An 18,746-nucleotide genomic window follows, 5' to 3' on the forward strand; every position below is an offset into this window, starting at 1 on the left:
CCGGATCACCGATCCGGGCGCAGCGTTTCGGGTGGATGCGCGGCGGGGGTTCCCGCCAGGTGGCTTTGCTGCGGTACCTGCTGATTCGGCTGTTGCTGATTCTGCCGACCGCATGGTTGCTGGTGACAGTGGTGTTCTTCCTGATGCGGGTGATCGGTGACCCGATCAGCGCCGCCATGGGCGGCCGACTGACCCAGGACCAGATCGAGGAACGCAAGGAAGCCGCAGGGCTCAATCGCCCTATCCTCACGCAGTATTGGGAGTACATCACCGGCTTCCTGCACGGTGATTTCGGCCGGACACAGGACAACCAGGCGATCAGCGATGTGGTGATCACCTACGGTGCCGCCACTTTCGAACTCGTCTTCTGGGGCCTGCTCGTCGCCTTCGCCGTCGGTGTGCCGCTGGGCAGATACGCTGCGACACATCGGGATACAGCCTCGGACGCGTTCCTGCGGTTCTCCGCGGTGCTGGCCTACGCGGCGCCGGTGTTCTTCGTGGGCATGCTGCTCAAGCTGATCTTCTCGGTGTGGCTCGGCTGGTTCCCGGTCGGCGGCCGCGCCAGCACGGATGTAGAGCTCGCGCTGCAACATGTCTCGCCGAAGACCAACATCCTGATCGTCGATGCGATCCTCTACGGCGAACCGTCCTATGTGCTCGACGTACTCGAACACGCGGTGCTGCCCGCGGTGGCGCTCGGTTTGCTCACCGGCGGCATCTTCCTGCGGCTGGTGCGGGTGAACCTGATCCAGACGCTGCGCAGTGATTTCGTCGAGGCGGCGCGGGCTCGTGGGTTGTCCACGCGGGTGGTCACCGGCAGGCACGCGGTGCGCAACGCGCTGATCCCGATCATCACGGTGATGGGCATGTGCATCGCGATGATGCTCGGCGGCGCGGTGCTCACCGAGACCACGTTCGAATGGAAAGGTTTGGGCTATCAGCTCGCCGAGTATCTGCGGGCGCGCGACTTCATCGCGGTGCAGGGCATCGTGGCGTTCATCGCGCTGGTCGTCGCGGTGATGAGCTTCGTCGTCGACGCCATCGTCGCGATGATCGACCCGAGGGTGAGGTTCTAGTGACCACCGCTGTGCAACGTCGGCGTCTGCCCGGCGCCGAGCTGCTGTCGAAAACCTCGGGGCTGCAACGAGTCACGCTCATCACCGGATTGGTGCTGGTCGGTGTGTTCGTGTTCGTGGCGGCGTTCGCGCCGTTGCTCGCGCCGTACGGGCTGGCCCAGAACTCCGCTGACGGTGTGGCTTTCGTGCCGCAGCAGGGTCCGTCGGCCGAGCACTGGTTCGGTACGTCGGTGCGTAGCGAGGATGTGCTCTCGCGGGTGCTGTTCGGCGCGCGCACCGCGCTGCTGGTGATCGCGATCTCGGTGACGCTGTCGCTGCTGGTCGGCGTGCCGCTGGGCCTGCTGTCGGGGTTCGTGGGGCGCTGGATCGACAAGACGCTGGTGCTGATCATGGACGCCATCTACGCGTTTCCGTCGCTGCTGCTGGCCATCGTGGTGTCGATCGTCGTCGCCGGTGGTACGTCGAGCAGTCTCGGCGGCATGCTGTCGGCGGCCATCGCGATCACGGTTGTCTATGTGCCGCAGTACTTCCGGGTGGTGCGCAACGCGACGGTCGCGGTGAAGACCGAGCCGTACGTGGACGCCGCCCGGGTGACCGGCGCCTCGACGACGCGAATCATGTTCCGCCACATCCTGTCCAACGTCACCGGCTCGCTGCCGGTGATCGTCACGATCAATGCCGCCGACGCCATCCTCACCCTCGCCGCGCTCGGCTTCCTCGGGTTCGGCATCGAGCCGACCCAGGCCGCCGAATGGGGCTACGACCTGAACAAGGCGCTCAACGATGTCTCCAACGGCATCTGGTGGACCTCGATCTTTCCCGGAACCGCGATCGTGCTGGTCGTGCTCGGGATGACGCTGGTCGGCGAGAGCCTCGACGAAACGCTGAACCCGCTGCTGCGCACCAGGCGTGCGGTCACCTCGGCAGACAAGGAAACAGTCGATGAGTGAAAAGACCGCCGCACTGGCTGTTTCGGGACTGTCGGTCACCTTCTCGACCGACAGCGGACCCGTGAACGCGGTGCGCGATGTGTCCTACGAGGTTTTCCCCGGTGAGGTACTCGCGATCGTCGGCGAGTCCGGGTCGGGCAAGTCGGTGAGTTCGCGCACCGCGATCGGGCTGCTGCCGCATTCGGCCTCGGTGCGCGGGCTGGTGACCATCGGCGATCGGCCGGTCACCTCGATGACCGAGCGTCAGCTCACCGCGCTGCGCGGTGGCGAGGTGTCGATGGTGTTCCAGGAACCGGCGCGTGCGCTCGACCCACTGTTCACCGTCGGGTTCCAGATCTGGGAGGCGCTGCGCGCGCACAGTGGCATGGGCCGAAAAGCCGCCAAGGCCAAGGCGATCGAGCTGTTGCGCACGGTCGGGCTGCCCGATCCCGAGCATCGGGTCGACTACTACCCGCATCAGCTCTCCGGCGGGCAGAAGCAGCGCGTGATGATCGCGATCGCCATCTCGTGCGAGCCGAAGGTGATCATCGCCGACGAGCCGACCACCGCGCTCGATGTCACCGTGCAGGCCGAGATCCTGGAACTGCTGCGCGATCTGCGCGATCGACTCGGCAGTGCGATCGTGCTGATCACCCACAACATGGGCGTGGTGGCCGACCTCGCCGATCGGGTGGTGGTGATGCGCGCGGGCGAGGTGGTCGAACAGGCGCCGGTGCACGAACTGTTCGCCAGTCCGAAGGCCGAGTACACCAGGGCGCTGCTCGATGCCGTTCCGCATCTCGGTGCGGCGACCATCGAGCGGCCTGCGATCGACCGGACCGTCGAGCCGGTGCTCGATGTGAAGGATCTGGTCGTCACGTTCCCCGGGCCGTTCGGTCGGCCGGCGTTTCGTGCGGTCGACGGCGTCAGCTTGCAGATCAGGCCGGGGGAGACCCTCGGCCTGGTCGGTGAGTCGGGGTCGGGCAAGTCGACCATCGGGCGCTGTGTGGCCGCGCTGCAACGGCCGAGCGAGGGGCACGTGCTGATTCGCGGGCAGGACATCGCGGATCTGTCCCAGCGCAAGCTGCGGCCGATCCGGCGGCGGTTCGGGTTCGTGTTCCAGGACCCGGCCGGTTCGCTCAACCCGCGCCTGACGGTCGGCGAATGCGTCGCCGAGCCCCTGGTCGTGCACGGCATCGGCGACAAGGCGAGCGTCCGCGCGCGGGTGCGGCACACGCTCGACGACGTGCAGCTGCCCGCGGGCACGGAGAAGCGGTACCCGCACGAACTGTCCGGCGGGCAGCGTCAGCGGGCGAGCCTGGCGCGGGCGCTGGTGCTCGACCCGGATCTGCTCGTCGCCGACGAGCCGACCAGCGCGCTCGATGTCTCGGTGCAGGCGGCAGTGCTCGAACTGTTCGCCGAACTGCAGCGTGGGTGTGGTTGGGCGTGTCTGTTCATCAGCCACGACCTCGCCGTCGTCGACCAGCTCGCGGACCGGATCATGGTGCTGCGCGAGGGATCCTGCGTCGAGGAAGGCGACAACGAACAGATCCTGCGCAACCCCCAGCACGAGTACACCCGCCGCCTGGTCGCGGCCGTTCCCGTCCCCGACCCGGTCGAACAGAGGCGCCGGCGCGCGGAGATCGCCGCCACATTCGCCACTGAACCGGGACAATGAGCTGGAGCCGCACGACAGCTGAACTGGCGGATCACTTAGAGTTACTAGGCATCTATCCGCCGATTCGGTTTGGAGCTTTCCCCCACAATGACTGAACAGACACCCAGCGGTGCAGGCGCTTCCTACGCTGCGGCAGGCGTGAGCATCGAAGCCGGTGACCGCGCCGTCGAATTGTTCGGACCATTGGCCAGGAAGGCCAGCCGACCCGAGGTGCAGGGCGGTATCGGCGGCTTCGCCGGGCTGTTCGCGCTCAAGGGCGGCTACCGGGAACCGCTGCTCGCCGCCTCCACCGACGGTGTCGGCACCAAGATCGCCGTCGCCCAGGCGCTGGACAAGCACGACACCGTCGGGCTCGATCTGGTCGCCATGGTCGTCGACGACCTGGTGGTGTGTGGCGCCGAGCCGCTGTTCCTGCAGGACTACATCGCCATCGGCAAGGTGATCCCGGAGAAGGTCGCCGAGCTGGTCTCCGGCATCGCCGAGGGCTGCATCAAGGCCGGTTGCGCGCTGCTCGGCGGCGAGACCGCCGAGCACCCGGGTCTGATGGATCCCGATGACTACGACCTGTCCGCCACCGGCGTCGGCGTCGTCGAGGCCGACGCGGTGCTCGGCCCCGACCGGGTGCGTCCCGGCGATGTCGTCATCGCGATGGGGTCGTCGGGCCTGCACTCCAACGGCTACAGCCTGGCGCGCAAGGTGCTGCTCGACATCGACCGGATGTCGCTCACCGGCTACGTCGAGGAATTCGGCCGCACCCTCGGTGAGGAACTGCTCGAGCCGACCCGCATCTACGCCAAGGACTGCCTCGCGCTGATCGCCGAAACCGATGTGCGCACCTTCTCGCACGTCACCGGCGGCGGTCTGGCCGCCAACCTGGCCCGCGTGCTGCCCGCAGGCCTGGTGGCCGAGCTGGATCGCGGCACCTGGAACCCGGCGCCGGTGTTCAAGATGATCGCCCAGCGCGGACGCGTGGAGCGGATCGAGATGGAGAAGACGTTCAACATGGGCGTCGGCATGGTCGCGATCGTGGCGCCCGAGGACGCCGATCGTGCGCTGGCGGTGCTCACTGCCCGCCACATCGACTGCTGGACGCTGGGCCAGGTCAAGAAGGCCGCCGATGTCGCGGCGCCGCGTGCGGTGCTGCTGGGCGATCACCCCAGGTTCTGATCTTTTCGAGTTACCACCGAGCCGGGTCGCGACGAGCGGCCCGGCTCGTGTGCGTCCCGGGTTTGTTCCGGCCACTGAGTGGCTATCCCATAGCTGGAGGGTTCGTGCCCGTCGGCTCGGGGTGGTCGGGGCCTCGAGGCGGCGAACACGACGAGCGTCCTGTGTGTGCACAGGACGCTCGTCGTGTATTCAGGTATTCGCCGTAACTGCTACTACGAGCCTGTCGTCACTCACCTGAGAACGGCTGGAAGGGGGAGGCCCTCAGGCCTCCCCCTTCGTCGCTGTCAGGTCAGCGGCGCCAGCTGTCGTAGCCGTCGTCCTCGTCGTTCCAACGAGACGGCGACTCGTCCGCATCATGCTCATCGGACAGCACTGCACTACTCCTGGGTTGGGAGTAGGGCGGAGCATCGCTATCCGACAGCTCGCGCTGAAGGCTCGCGAAGTCGGTCGGCGCGGAGCTGTACTTGAGCTCACGTGCGACTTTGGTCTGCTTTGCCTTAGCCCGGCCACGGCCCATGGCTGACCCCCTCGCGTCACTGCGGGGCGGCCTGGGGTTTGTTGGCGGCCCCGTTCGAATTAATACTCTTCCTGACAGACACTTTAGCGTGTGTCAGAGCGTCGCGCTCCCAGGAGTGGGTGAAGACCTGTCGAAGCGCCCCGGTTTGCCCCTTCTTCGCCCAGACCGCCCGGTCTCAGATGACTCCCGGAATCGCGCGGATCACACCGACTCTGGCGTCGCCGCCGAGCACCGCGGTGGCCGCGAGCCGGGTGTGCTGATCGGTCCACTCGACGCCGAGTTCGCGCAGAATCGCCAGCGTCAGCGGCATCCGGGCCCGATCGTGACCGTCTTCGATCTTGTACGCGAAGGCCCTTCCGTCGGGTAGCGCACCCGCGTGCACGCCGTCGGCGCCGATCTTGCAGAACAGTCCGGGGGTTGCCGACATGGCCGAGAGATCCGGGCCGCCGGTGCCGGAAATCACTCGTGGATTCGCCCGAACGGCGTCGGCGATCCGGCGCGGCGCGGTGCCGGACTCGGCCGTGGTGAAGCCGGCGAAGGCGCGCGCGAGGTTGATCAGCGAGACGGGAACGATCGGCAGGCCGCAGCCGTCGATACCCAGATCGGTCTCCGGTTCGCCGGTGACGTCGGCGACGGTGGCCAGCACCGCTTGCTGGATCGGGTGCTCGATCTCGAGGTACCCGGTGCGCGGCCAGTCGTTGATCGCGCAGGTCGCCAGCATCGCGGCGTGTTTGCCCGAACAGTTCATGTACAGCGGGCTCTGGCCGTCGCCGGTGATCGCGGCGGCGCGGGCCTTTTCCTCGAAGGGCAGGTCGGGCGGGCAGGCGAGGTCTTCGGCGGTGAAGCCGAAGCGGTCGAGCAGACGACGGACCAGGGCGATGTGGTCGGGCTCGCCGAAGTGGGAGGCGGTGGCGATGGCGAGCTCGTCGTCGTCGACGGGGTCGAAACCGTTGCGCAGCAGGGCCAATGCCTGCATCGGCTTGTTGGTGGAGCGCGGGAAGATCGGGCCGTGGATCTCGCCGAGTTCGAGGGTGGGGGTGCCGAAGGCGTCGAGGATGACGACGGATCCGCGGTGTACGCACTCACGAAAGCCGGAGCGGACGACTTCGACCAATTCGACACTCATGCGCGGGCCTCCACGGTGACGTCGGTGCGGGTTCGGCTGTGGCGGTCGATCTGCATGCGCACGTCGGCGGAGATCGTCGGTTCCTCCGCGCGCAGGCGCTCGAGGCGGGCGGGGTCGGCGCCGGTGAACAGGTCGCGCACGGTGATGCCGTGATCGGGAACGTGGACGACGCGGACTTCGTCGCCCGCGCCGATCGTGCCCTCGGTGAGTACCCGGAAGTAGGCGCCGGTGTCGGATCGCAGGGCGAAGCGTTTCACCCACCGCTGCTCGCCCGACCACTGCTGGAAGGTCGCGCAGGGCACGCGGGGCGCGCTGACCTCGAGCAGGGTGTCGCCGATAGCCCAGTGCGCGCCGAGCACCGCGTCGCTGACCGGCAGGCCGGTCAGGCGTAGGTTCTCGCCGAACCAGCCCGCGGGCAGTTCGCGATCGAGTTCGCTCGCCCAGCGGCGGGCGTCTTCGTCGGCGTAGGCGTAGACGGCCTGGTCGACGCCGCCGTGGTGGGCGGTGTCGCAGACGTGGTCACCGTTGAGGCCGAGCGCGGCCACGGCTACCCGACCGTCGACCGGACGCTTGTCGATGGCCGTGCGGCCGACGCGGGTGCGTACCTCGATCTCGGCGTGGACGACGCACACGGCCTCGACGCGGCCGGTATCGCCGACGCGCATGACCGGACGGTTCATCGCCCGCGCAACCGGTTGACGGCGGCGCGCCCCGCCTGCTCGGTGTCGTCGGCGGGGATCGAGTCGGGGTCGATGGCCGCGGCCATGCTGCCGACCACCAGTTCGGTGCCCGCGGGGACCGAACGTTTGATCAGAGCCAGGGCGATCGGGCCGAGTTCGTAGTGGTCGACGACGGTGCCGAGGCGTCCGACGGTTCGGCCGGCCGCTGTCACGTCGTCACCGGTCGCCGGGCGCTCGTCGGCCGAGCCGTCGAGGTGCAGCAGCACGAGATTGCGCGGGGGCTTGCCGAGGTTGTGGACCCTGGCCACGGTTTCCTGGCCGCGGTAGCACCCCTTGTTGAGGTGGACGGCCCCGTGCTCGTCGATGCCGCCGATCCAGCGGGCCTCGTGCGGGATGGTGCGTTCGTCGGTGTCGACGCCGATGCGCGGCCTCAGCGCGGCCACGCGCAGCGCCTCGTAGGCCCACATGCCCGCCGGAGCGGCTCCCGCCTCGGTGAGCCTGGTCCACCACGCCGAGAGCTCGGCACGGGGCACGATCAGATCGAAGGAGTCCGGCATCCGCCGCAGGAATCCACCACTGGGCAGCGCCGCGGCGGCGTAGATGTCCGGCAGCTGCGCGATGCCGAGCGCGTCGAGCAGCGTGTCCACTCGCGGGCCCAGCAGGCTCAGCACGGCGTGATCGGGCGCGTCCTCCGGCTTGGCGTCGGCCCAGAAGACCATCTTCTTCAGGAACGCCAGCAGCTCGGCGCCGCGGTCGGCCTCGGTATCGAGCCACAGGGTGCCGTCGAGGTCGGTGACGACGAAGTGATTGAGGACCCGGCCGTTGAGATCGAGGTCGAGAGTCTCGGCGCTGTGCGCGTCGGGCAGCGCGGCGATGTGCTGACTGGTGATGGTGTGCAGCCAGCTCAGGCGCTCGGCGCCGGTGATCGTGGCGAGGCTGCGGTGGGAGCGGTCCACGACCGCGACCTGCTGCGCGGCAGCCTTCTGCTCACCGAACGGGTCACCGTAATGCCAGGCGACCGCGGCGTCCGGAGTGTCGGGAGCACCCGCGACGGCACCCGGCGTATGGAGAACAGGACTGGGGACGACGACCTGTGACACGACACCCACTGTAGGCGCGTCTGCCGACATGCGCCGCACGCGGTCTTCTTCGCGACGCGCGTCGCGAGCTCGATTCGATGCAGCCATAGGCATAACAGAGCGATAACGCCTACGCTCGGCGCATGGGAGAACGGGTTCTTGTGACACTCGATGGGACGGTCGCTGACGCGAACGTGCCGTCGCTTTATGCCGACGACATCGGCGCCCTTCGCGGCGATGGAGTATTCGAAACGATTTTGGTGCGCGGCGGCACGGCCACCGCGCTGGAATTCCACCTGGCGCGGCTGCGTCGTTCAGCGCAGGCGCTGGAACTACCGGAGCCGGGACTGTCGAGATGGCGCACCGCGGTAGAGCTGGCTGTGAAGGAATGGGGATCGGAAGAGGAAGGAATGTTGCGGCTGATCTACACGCGCGGTCGCGACTCGGAATTCGACGCACCGCGCTCGGAACTGGCGCCGGAGGACCCGCAGCCCACCGCGTATGTGCTCGTCTCCCCGGTGCCCGCGCGGGTCGAGACGGCGCGCGCCGAGGGCGTGAAGGTGATGTCGCTGGCGCGCGGCATCTCGGTCGACCTCGCGCAGGCGGCGCCGTGGCAGCTGCTCGGCGCGAAGACGCTGTCGTACGCGACCAATATGGCCGCGCTGCGGTTCGCGCGGCGCATGGGCGCCGAGGACGTGATCTTCCACAGCACCGAACACAAGGTCCTCGAGGGGCCGCGCTCGTCGGTGGTGATCGCCCGCGGCAAGCAACTGATCACCGTGCCCGCCAAGAGCGGCGTGCTGCCCGGCGTCACCCAGCGTGCGCTGTTCAACGTGGCGGAGAAGGCCGGCTGGGAGTGCAAGTACCAGACGCTGTTCACCGCGGACCTCTTCGACTGTGACAGCATCTGGCTGCTGTCGAGCATCACCCTCGCCGCGCGAGTGAACCAGCTCGACGGCGTGCGCATGTCGGCGCCCGACAATGCCCAGGAGATCATCGACATGGTCGATCTCGGCATCGAACGGCCGGGGACCATCGGGGACTGGTGATCCCTGTGTGGGGCACGGGTGGGCGTGCCCCTGCGGGAACGGTTTCCGCGTGCCGTGGCGGTTGTCACGCTCGAACGGGGTGAATCCCGGCGTACGATCTACTACAAGTTGTCGTAGTAGATCGGTGGAGGTCGGATGGACACCCTTGATGTCTCCCGGTGGCAGTTCGGGATCACGACCGTCTACCACTTTCTGTTCGTCCCGCTGACCATCGGACTCGCTCCGCTGATCGCGATGATGCAGACCGCCTGGGTGATCACGGGCAACGAGCGCTGGTACCGGCTCACCAAATTCTTCGGCAAGCTGTTCCTGATCAACTTCGCCCTCGGGGTCGCGACGGGCATCGTGCAGGAATTCCAGTTCGGGATGAACTGGAGCGAATACTCCCGCTTCATCGGCGACGTCTTCGGTGCGCCACTGGCGTTGGAAGCGCTGATCGCCTTCTTCATGGAGTCGACATTCATCGGGTTGTGGATCTTCGGGTGGACCAGGCTGCCTCGACTGGTGCATCTGGCGACGATCTGGATCGTTGCCATCGGGGTGAACGCTTCGGCGTTCTTCATCATCGCGGCCAATTCGTTCATGCAGCATCCGGTGGGCGCTCGGTACAACCCGGAGACCGGACGTGCTGAGCTGGAAAGCATTTGGGCGCTGTTGACCAACAACACGGCTCTGGCCGCGTTTCCCCATGTGGTGGCGGGCGCCTTTCTCACCGCGGGTACTTTCGTGGCGGGCATCGCGGGTTGGTGGATGGTGCGTAACGCGCGCAGTGCCGATCCGGCGAAACTCGAAGAGGCGCAAACAATGTGGCGGCCGGTGGGGCGGTTCGCCCTCGTGGTGGTCGCGCTCTCCGGCGTCGCCCTGATCTTCACCGGTGATATTCAGGGCAAGCTGATGTTCGAGCAGCAGCCGATGAAGATGGCATCAGCGGAATCGTTGTGCCACACGGCGACCGATCCCGACTTCTCCGTTCTCACCGTGGGCACGCACAACAATTGCGACAGCGTGATCCACGTGCTCGAGGTGCCCTACGTGCTGCCCTACCTCGCCAAGGGCGAGTTCAGTGGGGTGACGCTCGATGGTGTGGTCGACCTACAGAAGACCTACAACGTCGCCTACGGGCCCGGCGACTACCGGCCCAACCTGTTCGTCACCTACTGGTCCTTCCGCGCCATGATCGGGCTGGCAGGCGGGTCGGTGCTGCTGCTGTTGGCCGGGTTCTGGGTGACGCGCGGTGGCCGGGTGCCGAATCAGCGATGGTTCTCCTGGCTGAGCCTGCTCGCGATCCCCACGCCGTTCCTGGCCAATGCCGCCGGGTGGGTATTCACCGAGATGGGGCGTCAGCCGTGGGCGGTGGCGCCCAATCCGACCGGCGACCCGAACATTCGAATGACGGTGCAGCAGGCGGTCTCCGAACACGATGCCACGACCGTGCTGTTCTCGCTGGTGGTGTTCACGCTGCTCTACGGTGCGCTCGCGCTGGTGTGGTTCTACCTGATGCGCCGGTATGTCGTGGCGGGGCCGGACACGCAGACGCACGCCGAGAATTCGACCGACTCGGATACTCCCCAACTTTCCTTCGCGTACTAGGAGCCGACGATGGGTCTGCAACAGTTCTGGTTCCTCTTGATCGGCGTGCTGTTCACCGGCTACTTCGTGCTGGAGGGATTCGACTTCGGGGTGGGCATGCTGATGCCGATTCTCGGTAAGGGGTCCGATACACGCAGGCGCGTGGTGCTCAATACGATCGGGCCGGTCTGGGACGGCAACGAAGTGTGGCTGATCACCGCCGCCGGTGCGCTGTTCGCGGCGTTTCCCGAGTGGTACGCCAGCATGTTCTCGGGGTTCTATCTGGCGCTGCTGCTCCTGCTGGTCGCGTTGATCCTGCGGGTGTGCGCGATCGAATACCGGGGCAAGATCAATGATCCGCAATGGCGGGCCTGGTGCGATATCGGGATCGGTATCGGGTCGTGGATTCCGGCGCTGGCCTGGGGCTGGGTGTTCGCGAATATGGTGCGTGGCGTGCCGTTGAACGCGGAGAAGCAGATGGTCGGATCGGTGGGGGATCTGCTCAGCCCGTACGCGTTGCTCGGTGGGTTGACCACCGCTGTGCTGTTCGCGCTGCACGGTGCGGTGTTCCTGGTGCTCAAGACCGCCGGTGAGGTTCGGACCGACGCTGTGCGGAGTGCCAAGTCGCTGCTGATTCCCACCGTGGTGGTGGTCGGCGGATTCGGATTGTGGACTCAGCTCGCCTACGGCGCGGGGTGGACCTGGATCGTTCTGGCGACTGCTGTGCTCGGACTCGTGCTCGCCGCGGTGACGAATATCGCGGGGCGTGACGGATGGGCCTTTGTCGGCACGACGCTTACCGTTGTCTCGGTGACGGTGTTGATCGTCGGGTCGATGTTTCCGAATGTGCTGCCCTCGACCATCAGCCCGCTCTACGACCTCACCATCTACAACGCGTCGTCGACGCCGTATACGTTGAAGGTGATGAGCTGGGCGGCGGTGATCGCGACGCCGGTGGTGCTGATTTATCAGGGATGGACCTATTGGGTATTCCGGCAGCGGATTCGGGTCGAACAGATTCCGCCGCCGGTGGGTTTGCCGCGCAGCGGTAAGGGCTGACCGATGGCGTCTGCCCTGCCTCGGGAAAGTGTCGCTCGCGAAAGGTCGGACGCTGTGGTGTCGGAGAGCTTGTCGCAGGATGGACCGGGGCCGGGCGAGGGGACGCCGAAACGGTCTAGGCGCGGACCGGTGGATCCGCGGTTGTGGCGGTACGCGCGGTCGGCGCGGCCGCATCTGGTGATCGCTGTCGCGCTGGCGTTGGTGATCACGGCGACGATCGTGGTGATCGCCATCGTGTTGGGACGCGTGCTCGCCGGGGTCATCACGGATCCGAGCAAGCGTGAGTTCGGTGCGTGGACCACGGAATTGGCTGTACTCGCGGGAGCCGTCGCGGTGCGGGGGCTGGCGAGTTGGTGGCAGGCGCGGTTGGCTCATCGAGCCGGCAGCGCGGTGGTCGCGGAGCTGGAGACGGCGGTGCTGCGGGCAGGCGCCGAACTGCCGCCGCGGGAGCTGGACGTACGGCGAACCGAGATCGCGGTCGTCGTCGGCAACGGTCTCAGCGGTTTGCGCGGGTGGTTCACCGGTTATCTGCCCGCGCTGTTGCTGGCCTGTCTGGTGCCGCCGGTGGTGTTGGTGGTCATCGCCCTGCACGATCCGACCTCGGCGCTGATCGCGGTGATCACCGTGCCGTTGATCCCGGTGTTCATGGTGCTGATCGGGCTGCTCACCCAGGGACGGGCCGAGGCGACGCTGGCGGCGACCACCCGGTTGTCGGACCAGATTCTGGACCTTTTCGCGGGCATGCCCACCCTGCGCGCCCTCGGACGCGAGGGGGCGGGCGGTCCTTCGATGGTGAATCAGGTGCAGGCCCTCGGCGATTCGCTGCGACAGCGGACCATGCGCGCGCTGCGGATCGCCTTCCTGTCCTCGATGGTGCTGGAAAGTCTCGCGACGCTGAGTGTCGCGTTGATCGCGGTGGCGATCGGGCTGCGGTTGGTGTTCGGGGAGATGGCGTTGTACAGCGGGCTGGTGGCGTTGATTCTCGCGCCGGAGGTGTACTGGCCGCTGCGGCAGGTGGGGGAGAAGTTCCATGCGGCGCAGGACGGAATGGCCGCGGCTGACCGGGCTTTCGCGGTGCTCGAACCGCCCCTGCGGACCGAGCCGGCGCCTCCTCGCGCCGCCTGGGGCGAGGTCATCGCCTCCGGCAGCCGGACGGTGGCCGTGGCAGGACTGCGTGATGTGGGTGTCGGGCCTGCGCGAATCACCTTGCGCGGTTTGTCTGTTGCCGCCAGGACGGGCGTTGCGCCCGATCGATTGACGGCCGAGCTCGAGCCCGGACTGGTGACCGTCCTGACCGGGCCGAACGGGTGCGGGAAATCGACCACTGTGCAGGCGATTCTGGGGCTGGTCGAACCCGATGAAGGCGCCGTCTTCGTCGACGGCACCGATGTTCGTGACCTCGACCTCGACAGCTGGTGGAGTCGGATCGCCTGGTTGCCACAGCGGCCGGTGCTGGTTCCCGGAACCTTGCGCGAGAATGTCGAGTTGCTCGGGGCCGTCCCGGACCCGAGCGCCGATGATCTCCGAGCCGTCTGCGCCGCAACGGGATTCGACAGCGTGCTGGCCGAACTCCCCGACGGCTGGGACACCGTCGTGGGTCAGAACGGCACCGGCCTCTCCCTAGGCCAACGCCAACGCCTCGCCCTCACCCGCGTGCTCGCTGCCCACCGCCCGATCCTGCTTCTCGACGAACCCACCGCCCACCTCGACTCCGAGAGCGAGCAGCGCGTGCTCACCACCCTGCGCGAATACGCGGCCGCCGGCGCGACCGTCGTGGTCGTCGCCCACCGTCCGACCGTGCTGGCAGCGGGCGATGTGGTGATCGAGGTTGTCGCGGGGCACACGCCTTCCGTGGCAGCGAGCGAACCCCCGCCTGGCGCCGACTCGCAGCCACGTCGCGAGGTGGGTACCGCCAGGGAGTCGGCCGGTCGTCCGTACGGAGTGGAGGTCTCATGATCGGCGATCTGCGGGAGATATGGCGGCTGCTCGCGTTGTCGCCCGCGCGGGTCGCGGTGGCGATCGCCTGGGGCGTGGCGGCGTTGGGGAGCGGGCTCGGATTGGCCGCGCTCGCCGCGTGGTTGATCGCGCGGGCCTGGCAGATGCCGCCGGTGCTGGATCTGAGCGTCGCGGTGGTCGCGGTGCGGGCGCTCGGCATCTCGCGAGGTGTGTGCCGGTATCTGGAGCGGTTGGCCACCCACGATGTGGCGCTGCGGGCGATGACAACGGCCCGGACCTCGGTGTATCGCACGTTGGCACAGTCGGACGTCTGGTGGTGGCGAGACCGGAGCCGCGCTGACCTGCCATCGGGCTCGGGTGGTGTGGTGCGGCGCGGGGATGTGCTCGTCCGGATCGGTGCTGATATCGACGATCTCGGGGCGGTGGTTGTTCGGGTGCTGGTGCCGGTAGCCGTCGCCGTGGTGTTGTCGCTGGCCGCCGTGGGGCTGATCGCGACGATCTCGCCGTTGGCTGCGGTGATCCTCGCTGTCGCGCTGGGGGTTTCGGGGATTCTCGCGCCGTGGATGTCGTCGGTGGCCGCGCGAGAGGCCGAGCGGGCGGTGCGGTTCGATCGGGCCGAGTTCACCGCCGAGGGGCTCACGGTGCTCGATCATGCTGCCGAGCTCCGTGTCGCGGGGCGGCTGGATGCGGCCCTCGCAGTGGCGGACACGGCTTCTCGGCGTGCGGTGATCGCGGAGGATTCGGCTGCCTCGCGGAGTGCGTGGGCGGCCGCGGCCACTCCGCTGTCGATCGGGGTCAGCGCGTTCGGTGCGCTGCTGGTCGGCATCGCCGCCTACGGGCCGACCGGCGGGCTCCCTGGCGGCATGACCCCGATGGCTTTGACGATCCTGGTGCTGGTCCCGCTGTCCGCCTTCGAAGCCGTGGGCGCGCTTCCCGCCGCCGCGACCACCCTCACCACTTCCCGTGCGGCCCTGCATCGCCTCCGCGGCATCTCGGCAGGATCCCGCGGCACTGTCGGCGCCGACAGCGGCGGGAGCGAGCGCCGCGAGTGGGCAGCGGTCGAGGCTGCTTCGGCCGACGTCGACCGGGAGTCTCTGGGGATTCGAGAACGCGCGCGGTCGGTGGTCGTTGACGAGGGACCGGTGGCCACGGCCAGGCGGATCCCGATGCCGACGGGGTCGCGGGTGGTCGTTGTCGGACCGAGTGGGGCGGGCAAGACGACGCTGCTGATGGCGTGGGCCGGCCTGTTCGATACGCCTCGGGACGGGGTCACGTTCTTCGCGGAGGACGCGCACCTGTTCGGCACCTCGCTTCTGGAGAATCTGCGAGTGGCACGTGGTGACCTCACCCTCGACGAGGCCGAAAGCGCGATGCGCACAGTCGGTCTCGGCCCGTGGCTCGATTCGCTGCCGGACGGTCTGCACACCTCGCTCACCGCGGGTGCGGCCGCTGTATCCGGTGGACAACGCCGCCGCATCCTGCTGGCCCGCGCCCTCGTCGCCCCCGCGCACACGCTGCTCCTCGACGAGCCGACCGAACACCTGGCCGCCGCCGAAGGCGATCAACTTCTGCGCGAGCTCCTCGATGTGGACAGTGGTCTCGTCGGTCCCGATCGCACCGTCGTCGTTGTCACCCACCAACTTCCGCGCGGGCACGGAGCCGACACCGTCGTCACCGTCGATGCGACCGGCACCTGCCACATCGAACATCCCCGTGCCGCGACATCCTCGGCAACCCGACGCATACACCCAGGTCAGCATCACAATTAATTCCATTGCCGACTGCGCCGAGCGGGGCTAAATTCATCAGTACACAAGAGAGGAGGTGGTCTGAAGAATGTATGTTCATCGGATGCGTGAGGTGGCTGCCCGCTAGCAGCTCCACTGCGGGAGATTCCCCAGCGGTGCGCTGAGCGAATCCCAGGCAGTCACCCGACCCCCGAGCCCCCGGACGATCCAACCGGGACCGTCGCGTTCAGAGAACGTGGCGGAACGGCTCGGGGGTCGCTCCATGTCAGGACGAAAACGGCCCGCCCAGAAATATCTGGACGGGCCGTTCGCGAAGAATCTCAGCCGATGTAGCGGACCAGCCGTGCCGACAGGCGGGGGACGAGCGCGCCGTCGGGGTCTACGCGTTCTTCCACGTAGGCGAGGTCGCCGTTCTCGACGATGCCGTAGAGGCGCTTAGCGCCGCCGACCACCACGCCGGAGGTGCTGCGGATGGAGACGTCGGTCGCGAGCTCCCAGGAGGCATGGTTGCGGGCCTGGCCGTAGTACAGCTCGATGACGCCGTTGCTGTGGGTGAGCAGGAGTTCGAGCATCTCGTCGGCGCCCTCGCCACCGACGCGCCAGTAGCCGCTCTCGCGCAGGTCGGGACCGGTGTATTCGCCCTCGGCGTCGAGTTTCCAGGTCTGCGATTCCCAGGCCAGGTAGTCGCCGCCGTCGTGGGAGACGATGATCTGCTGGCCGAAGCGGTAGTCGCCCTCGGCGGGGTGGTTGCCTTCGCCCTCGCCGCGCCACACGCCGACCAGCGGCAGCAGGGCGAGCATGGCGTGGTTCAGGTCGGGGCCGAGGCGCAGATTGGCCGTGTCCTCGGGCAGCGGAAGACCAGGCAGCACCGAAATGTTTCGGGCGCCGGTCTCTTTGGCCCGTTCAGCCGCGACATTCACTGCCTCGTCGCCACTACGACGCTCGGCCGGAGCGCCTTGCTCGTTGCTCGCTCGCTCGGCCGGTTCGTTACCTTCGCCAGCGAGCCCGCTCATGACTCGGTGAAGAGGCGGTAGAGGACGTAAAGGCCGAACCAGCCGATGAGAATCGACACGGCAACAAGGAGTACCTCGAAGAAGATGACCACAATCGGAGTCTAGCTACTCCCGGCAACGGATACGAAAACGGCCCTGGTAGTTCCCGCACAGGAACTACCAGGGCCGTTGTGAGCTTCTTACTTCGCGACCGCGACGTCCACGGCGTGGATGCCCGCGCCCTCGGGGCTGATCTCGGCGGAGCCGTTGCCCGACGAGGACAGCGCGCGCAGGGTCCACGAACCCGGCGCGGCGAAGAAGCGGAAATCACCGGTGCCGGAGGCGACGACCTCGGCGGTGAAGTCACCGTTGCCGTCGAGCAGACGCACGAACGCGCCGCCGACGGGCTGGCCGTCGGTGCTCAGGACACGGCCGGTGATGACCGTTTCCTTCTCCACATCGACGCCGGCCGGGATGGCCTGACCCTGGGTAGGTGCTGCACACATATTGATTACGCTCCCAACTCGATAGGCGCTCCGACGAGGGAACCGTATTCGGTCCAGCTGCCGTCGTAGTTCTTGACGTTCTGGTGGCCGAGCAGCTCCTGCAGCACGAACCAGGTGTGCGAGGAACGCTCGCCGATGCGGCAGTAGGCGATGGTTTCCTTCTCGCCGTCCAGGCCCGCGTCCTTGTACAGCTCGGCCAGGTCGGCGTCGCTGCGGAAGGTGCCGTCCTCGTTCGCGGCCTTGCTCCACGGCACGTTGATCGCGCCCGGGATGTGGCCGGGACGCTGGCTCTGCTCCTGCGGCAGGTGCGCGGGGGCGAGGATCTTGCCCGAGAACTCGTCGGGGCTGCGCACGTCGACCAGGTTCTTGGTGCCGATGGCCGCGATGACCTCGTCACGGAACGCGCGGATGCTCAGGTCGGGAGCGGCGGCCTTGTACTGGGTGGCCGGGCGCGAGACCGCGTCACGCGAGAGCGGACGACCGTCGAGCTCCCACTTCTTACGGCCGCCGTCGAGCAGCTTGACGTCGTTGTGGCCGTAGAGCTTGAAGTACCAGTAGGCGTAGGCCGCGAACCAGTTGTTGTTGCCGCCGTAGAGCACCACGGTGTCATCGTTGCCGATGCCACGCGCCGAGAGCAGATCGGAGAACTGCTCCTGGTTCACGAAGTCGCGACGGACCTGATCCTGCAGGTCGGTCTTCCAGTCCAGGCGGATGGCGCCTTCGATGTGGCCACCCTCGTAGGCGGAGGTGTCCTCGTCGACCTCGACGAAGACGACGCCGGGGGCGTTGAGGTTCTCTTCGGCCCAGTCAACGGAGACCAGGACATCGGAGCGAGCCATGTTGTTCCTTTCAGAGACGTGCAAGGGGGTCAGTTCGGTGCCGGGGCTGGTGACCGGCGGAAGCGAGCTACCAGCGGATAGATCTGGCAACCCAGGCAGACCCCGAACGCCGCGTTCAAGAACGCCGCGAACAGGGCGAAGCCGGCGAACACCGCGCCGACGATCGAGGAGCCGAGCGCGAAGCCCAGCAGGGAGAGACCGGCGAACACGAAGCCGAGCGCTTGCGCGAAACGCAGCGGCGGCACGGGCTCGGTCTCGGTGGGCGGACCGTTACGCGGCGCGACGAACGCGGCGTAGATCCGACCGTAAGGGTGCTTGGCAGGGCCCGCGATCGCGCCGATCGCGAACACCACGGCCTGCAGGCCGATCAGGATCGCGGCGGCGACGGTCGAGAAGGCGCTGACGAGGAGCACCAGGATGAGGACGCCGGTGGTGATCCAGGCCACGAAACGCGGCCCTCGGACGTCAACGCGAGGTGAGGAATCAGAATCGGTCATTGTGCGAACTCCTGCGCTTCAGATGAGCACTTCCAGGGGGATCTACCTGTTCGCCGGGGGATCGATGAGGATCACTCGCGCGGCGGGCATAGATCGACGTCAGAAATCTCGGGAGAGAACGAGCCGATCGTTCAGCAGCACAGGCAGCAACAACCACCGAGGCGACACAGGTCAACTGTGCGGCGTCGGGTGAGCATCAGCTCGTGGTCGGTTTGCACGAGAAGTAGTTTACCCGGTCTCCCCGGAGAATGTCTCGGCCCCCCTGGATATGGGGCTTGA

General features: G+C 67.4%; 17 protein-coding genes. 9 read left to right on the forward strand and 8 right to left on the reverse strand.

Features of this window, described 5'->3' with window-relative positions; all coding sequences use genetic code 11:
• Positions 1-35 precede the first annotated feature (35 nt).
• The 4 genes from OHS03_RS31220 to purM all read left to right on the forward strand — a co-directional run bounded on the left by OHS03_RS31220 (position 36) and on the right by purM (position 4,850).
• The gene (locus tag OHS03_RS31220; RefSeq protein ID WP_328664491.1) at positions 36-1,076 is read left to right on the forward strand and encodes an ABC transporter permease; all 1,041 of its coding nucleotides are present in this window, start codon (positions 36-38) and stop codon (positions 1,074-1,076) included.
• Positions 1,076-2,026 (forward strand): ABC transporter permease, encoded by a 951-nt coding sequence (locus tag OHS03_RS31225; protein WP_328658979.1) that lies wholly within the window; start codon positions 1,076-1,078, stop codon positions 2,024-2,026. The genes OHS03_RS31220 and OHS03_RS31225 overlap by 1 nt, the downstream gene beginning before the upstream one ends.
• Entirely contained in the window at positions 2,019-3,683 is a 1,665-nt protein-coding gene (locus OHS03_RS31230) for an ABC transporter ATP-binding protein (RefSeq protein ID WP_328658981.1), read from the forward strand. Before OHS03_RS31225 ends, OHS03_RS31230 begins: the two co-directional genes overlap by 8 nt.
• Before the next feature lie 87 nt (positions 3,684-3,770).
• Complete coding sequence (gene purM / locus OHS03_RS31235; protein ID WP_056818742.1) at positions 3,771-4,850, forward strand: phosphoribosylformylglycinamidine cyclo-ligase; 1,080 nt, start codon at positions 3,771-3,773, stop codon at positions 4,848-4,850.
• A 289-nt stretch (positions 4,851-5,139) separates the two neighbouring features.
• Here the strand turns inward: purM and OHS03_RS31240 are convergent, their stop codons facing one another.
• From OHS03_RS31240 to ygfZ, 4 genes are all read right to left on the reverse strand, one after another.
• Entirely contained in the window at positions 5,140-5,367 is a 228-nt protein-coding gene (locus OHS03_RS31240) for a DUF3073 domain-containing protein (RefSeq protein WP_301904780.1), read from the reverse strand.
• Between the two features lie 175 nt (positions 5,368-5,542).
• Complete coding sequence (locus OHS03_RS31245; RefSeq protein ID WP_056818740.1) at positions 5,543-6,493, reverse strand: asparaginase; 951 nt, start codon at positions 6,491-6,493, stop codon at positions 5,543-5,545.
• Positions 6,490-7,158, reverse strand: coding sequence for an MOSC domain-containing protein (locus tag OHS03_RS31250; protein WP_328658983.1), 669 nt, complete (start codon positions 7,156-7,158; stop codon positions 6,490-6,492). The genes OHS03_RS31245 and OHS03_RS31250 overlap by 4 nt, the downstream gene beginning before the upstream one ends.
• 11 nt (positions 7,159-7,169) lie before the next feature.
• Positions 7,170-8,303 carry a CAF17-like 4Fe-4S cluster assembly/insertion protein YgfZ gene (ygfZ, locus tag OHS03_RS31255; RefSeq protein ID WP_328664492.1) on the reverse strand — a complete coding sequence of 378 codons (1,134 nt, stop codon included), beginning with the start codon at positions 8,301-8,303 and terminating at the stop codon, positions 7,170-7,172.
• Between the two features lie 92 nt (positions 8,304-8,395).
• On the opposite strand from ygfZ, the gene OHS03_RS31260 reads away from it, so the two are divergent.
• The 5 genes from OHS03_RS31260 (at position 8,396) to cydC (ending at position 15,654) form a co-directional block, all read left to right on the forward strand.
• Positions 8,396-9,301 carry an aminodeoxychorismate lyase gene (locus OHS03_RS31260; RefSeq protein WP_056818736.1) on the forward strand — a complete coding sequence of 302 codons (906 nt, stop codon included), beginning with the start codon at positions 8,396-8,398 and terminating at the stop codon, positions 9,299-9,301.
• Between the two features lie 135 nt (positions 9,302-9,436).
• A complete protein-coding gene (locus OHS03_RS31265; RefSeq protein WP_328658985.1) occupies positions 9,437-10,891 on the forward strand; it encodes a cytochrome ubiquinol oxidase subunit I in 1,455 nt (484 codons plus the stop codon).
• Positions 10,892-10,900: 9 nt separating this feature from the next.
• Positions 10,901-11,929 carry a cytochrome d ubiquinol oxidase subunit II gene (cydB, locus tag OHS03_RS31270; protein ID WP_328658987.1) on the forward strand — a complete coding sequence of 343 codons (1,029 nt, stop codon included), beginning with the start codon at positions 10,901-10,903 and terminating at the stop codon, positions 11,927-11,929.
• Positions 11,930-12,058: 129 nt separating this feature from the next.
• Positions 12,059-13,885: a thiol reductant ABC exporter subunit CydD gene (gene cydD, locus OHS03_RS31275; RefSeq protein ID WP_328658989.1), complete on the forward strand. Its 1,827-nt coding sequence runs from the start codon at positions 12,059-12,061 to the stop codon at positions 13,883-13,885.
• A complete protein-coding gene (gene cydC, locus OHS03_RS31280; protein WP_328658991.1) occupies positions 13,882-15,654 on the forward strand; it encodes a thiol reductant ABC exporter subunit CydC in 1,773 nt (590 codons plus the stop codon). Before cydD ends, cydC begins: the two co-directional genes overlap by 4 nt.
• A 299-nt stretch (positions 15,655-15,953) precedes the next feature.
• Here the strand turns inward: cydC and OHS03_RS31285 are convergent, their stop codons facing one another.
• The 4 genes from OHS03_RS31285 to OHS03_RS31300 all read right to left on the reverse strand — a co-directional run bounded on the left by OHS03_RS31285 (position 15,954) and on the right by OHS03_RS31300 (position 18,467).
• Positions 15,954-16,646 carry a heme-binding beta-barrel domain-containing protein gene (locus OHS03_RS31285; protein ID WP_062982648.1) on the reverse strand — a complete coding sequence of 231 codons (693 nt, stop codon included), beginning with the start codon at positions 16,644-16,646 and terminating at the stop codon, positions 15,954-15,956.
• A gap of 179 nt (positions 16,647-16,825) precedes the next feature.
• Complete coding sequence (locus tag OHS03_RS31290; protein ID WP_056818727.1) at positions 16,826-17,131, reverse strand: DUF1416 domain-containing protein; 306 nt, start codon at positions 17,129-17,131, stop codon at positions 16,826-16,828.
• A 5-nt stretch (positions 17,132-17,136) separates the two neighbouring features.
• Complete coding sequence (locus OHS03_RS31295) at positions 17,137-17,970, reverse strand: sulfurtransferase (protein ID WP_056818725.1); 834 nt, start codon at positions 17,968-17,970, stop codon at positions 17,137-17,139.
• Positions 17,971-17,999: 29 nt separating this feature from the next.
• Positions 18,000-18,467, reverse strand: coding sequence for a DUF4395 domain-containing protein (locus OHS03_RS31300; protein ID WP_328658993.1), 468 nt, complete (start codon positions 18,465-18,467; stop codon positions 18,000-18,002).
• Positions 18,468-18,746: the final 279 nt, after the last annotated feature.

Origin of the sequence: Nocardia salmonicida (genome assembly GCF_036142455.1) — a bacterium.
Classification (GTDB): domain Bacteria; phylum Actinomycetota; class Actinomycetes; order Mycobacteriales; family Mycobacteriaceae; genus Nocardia; species Nocardia salmonicida.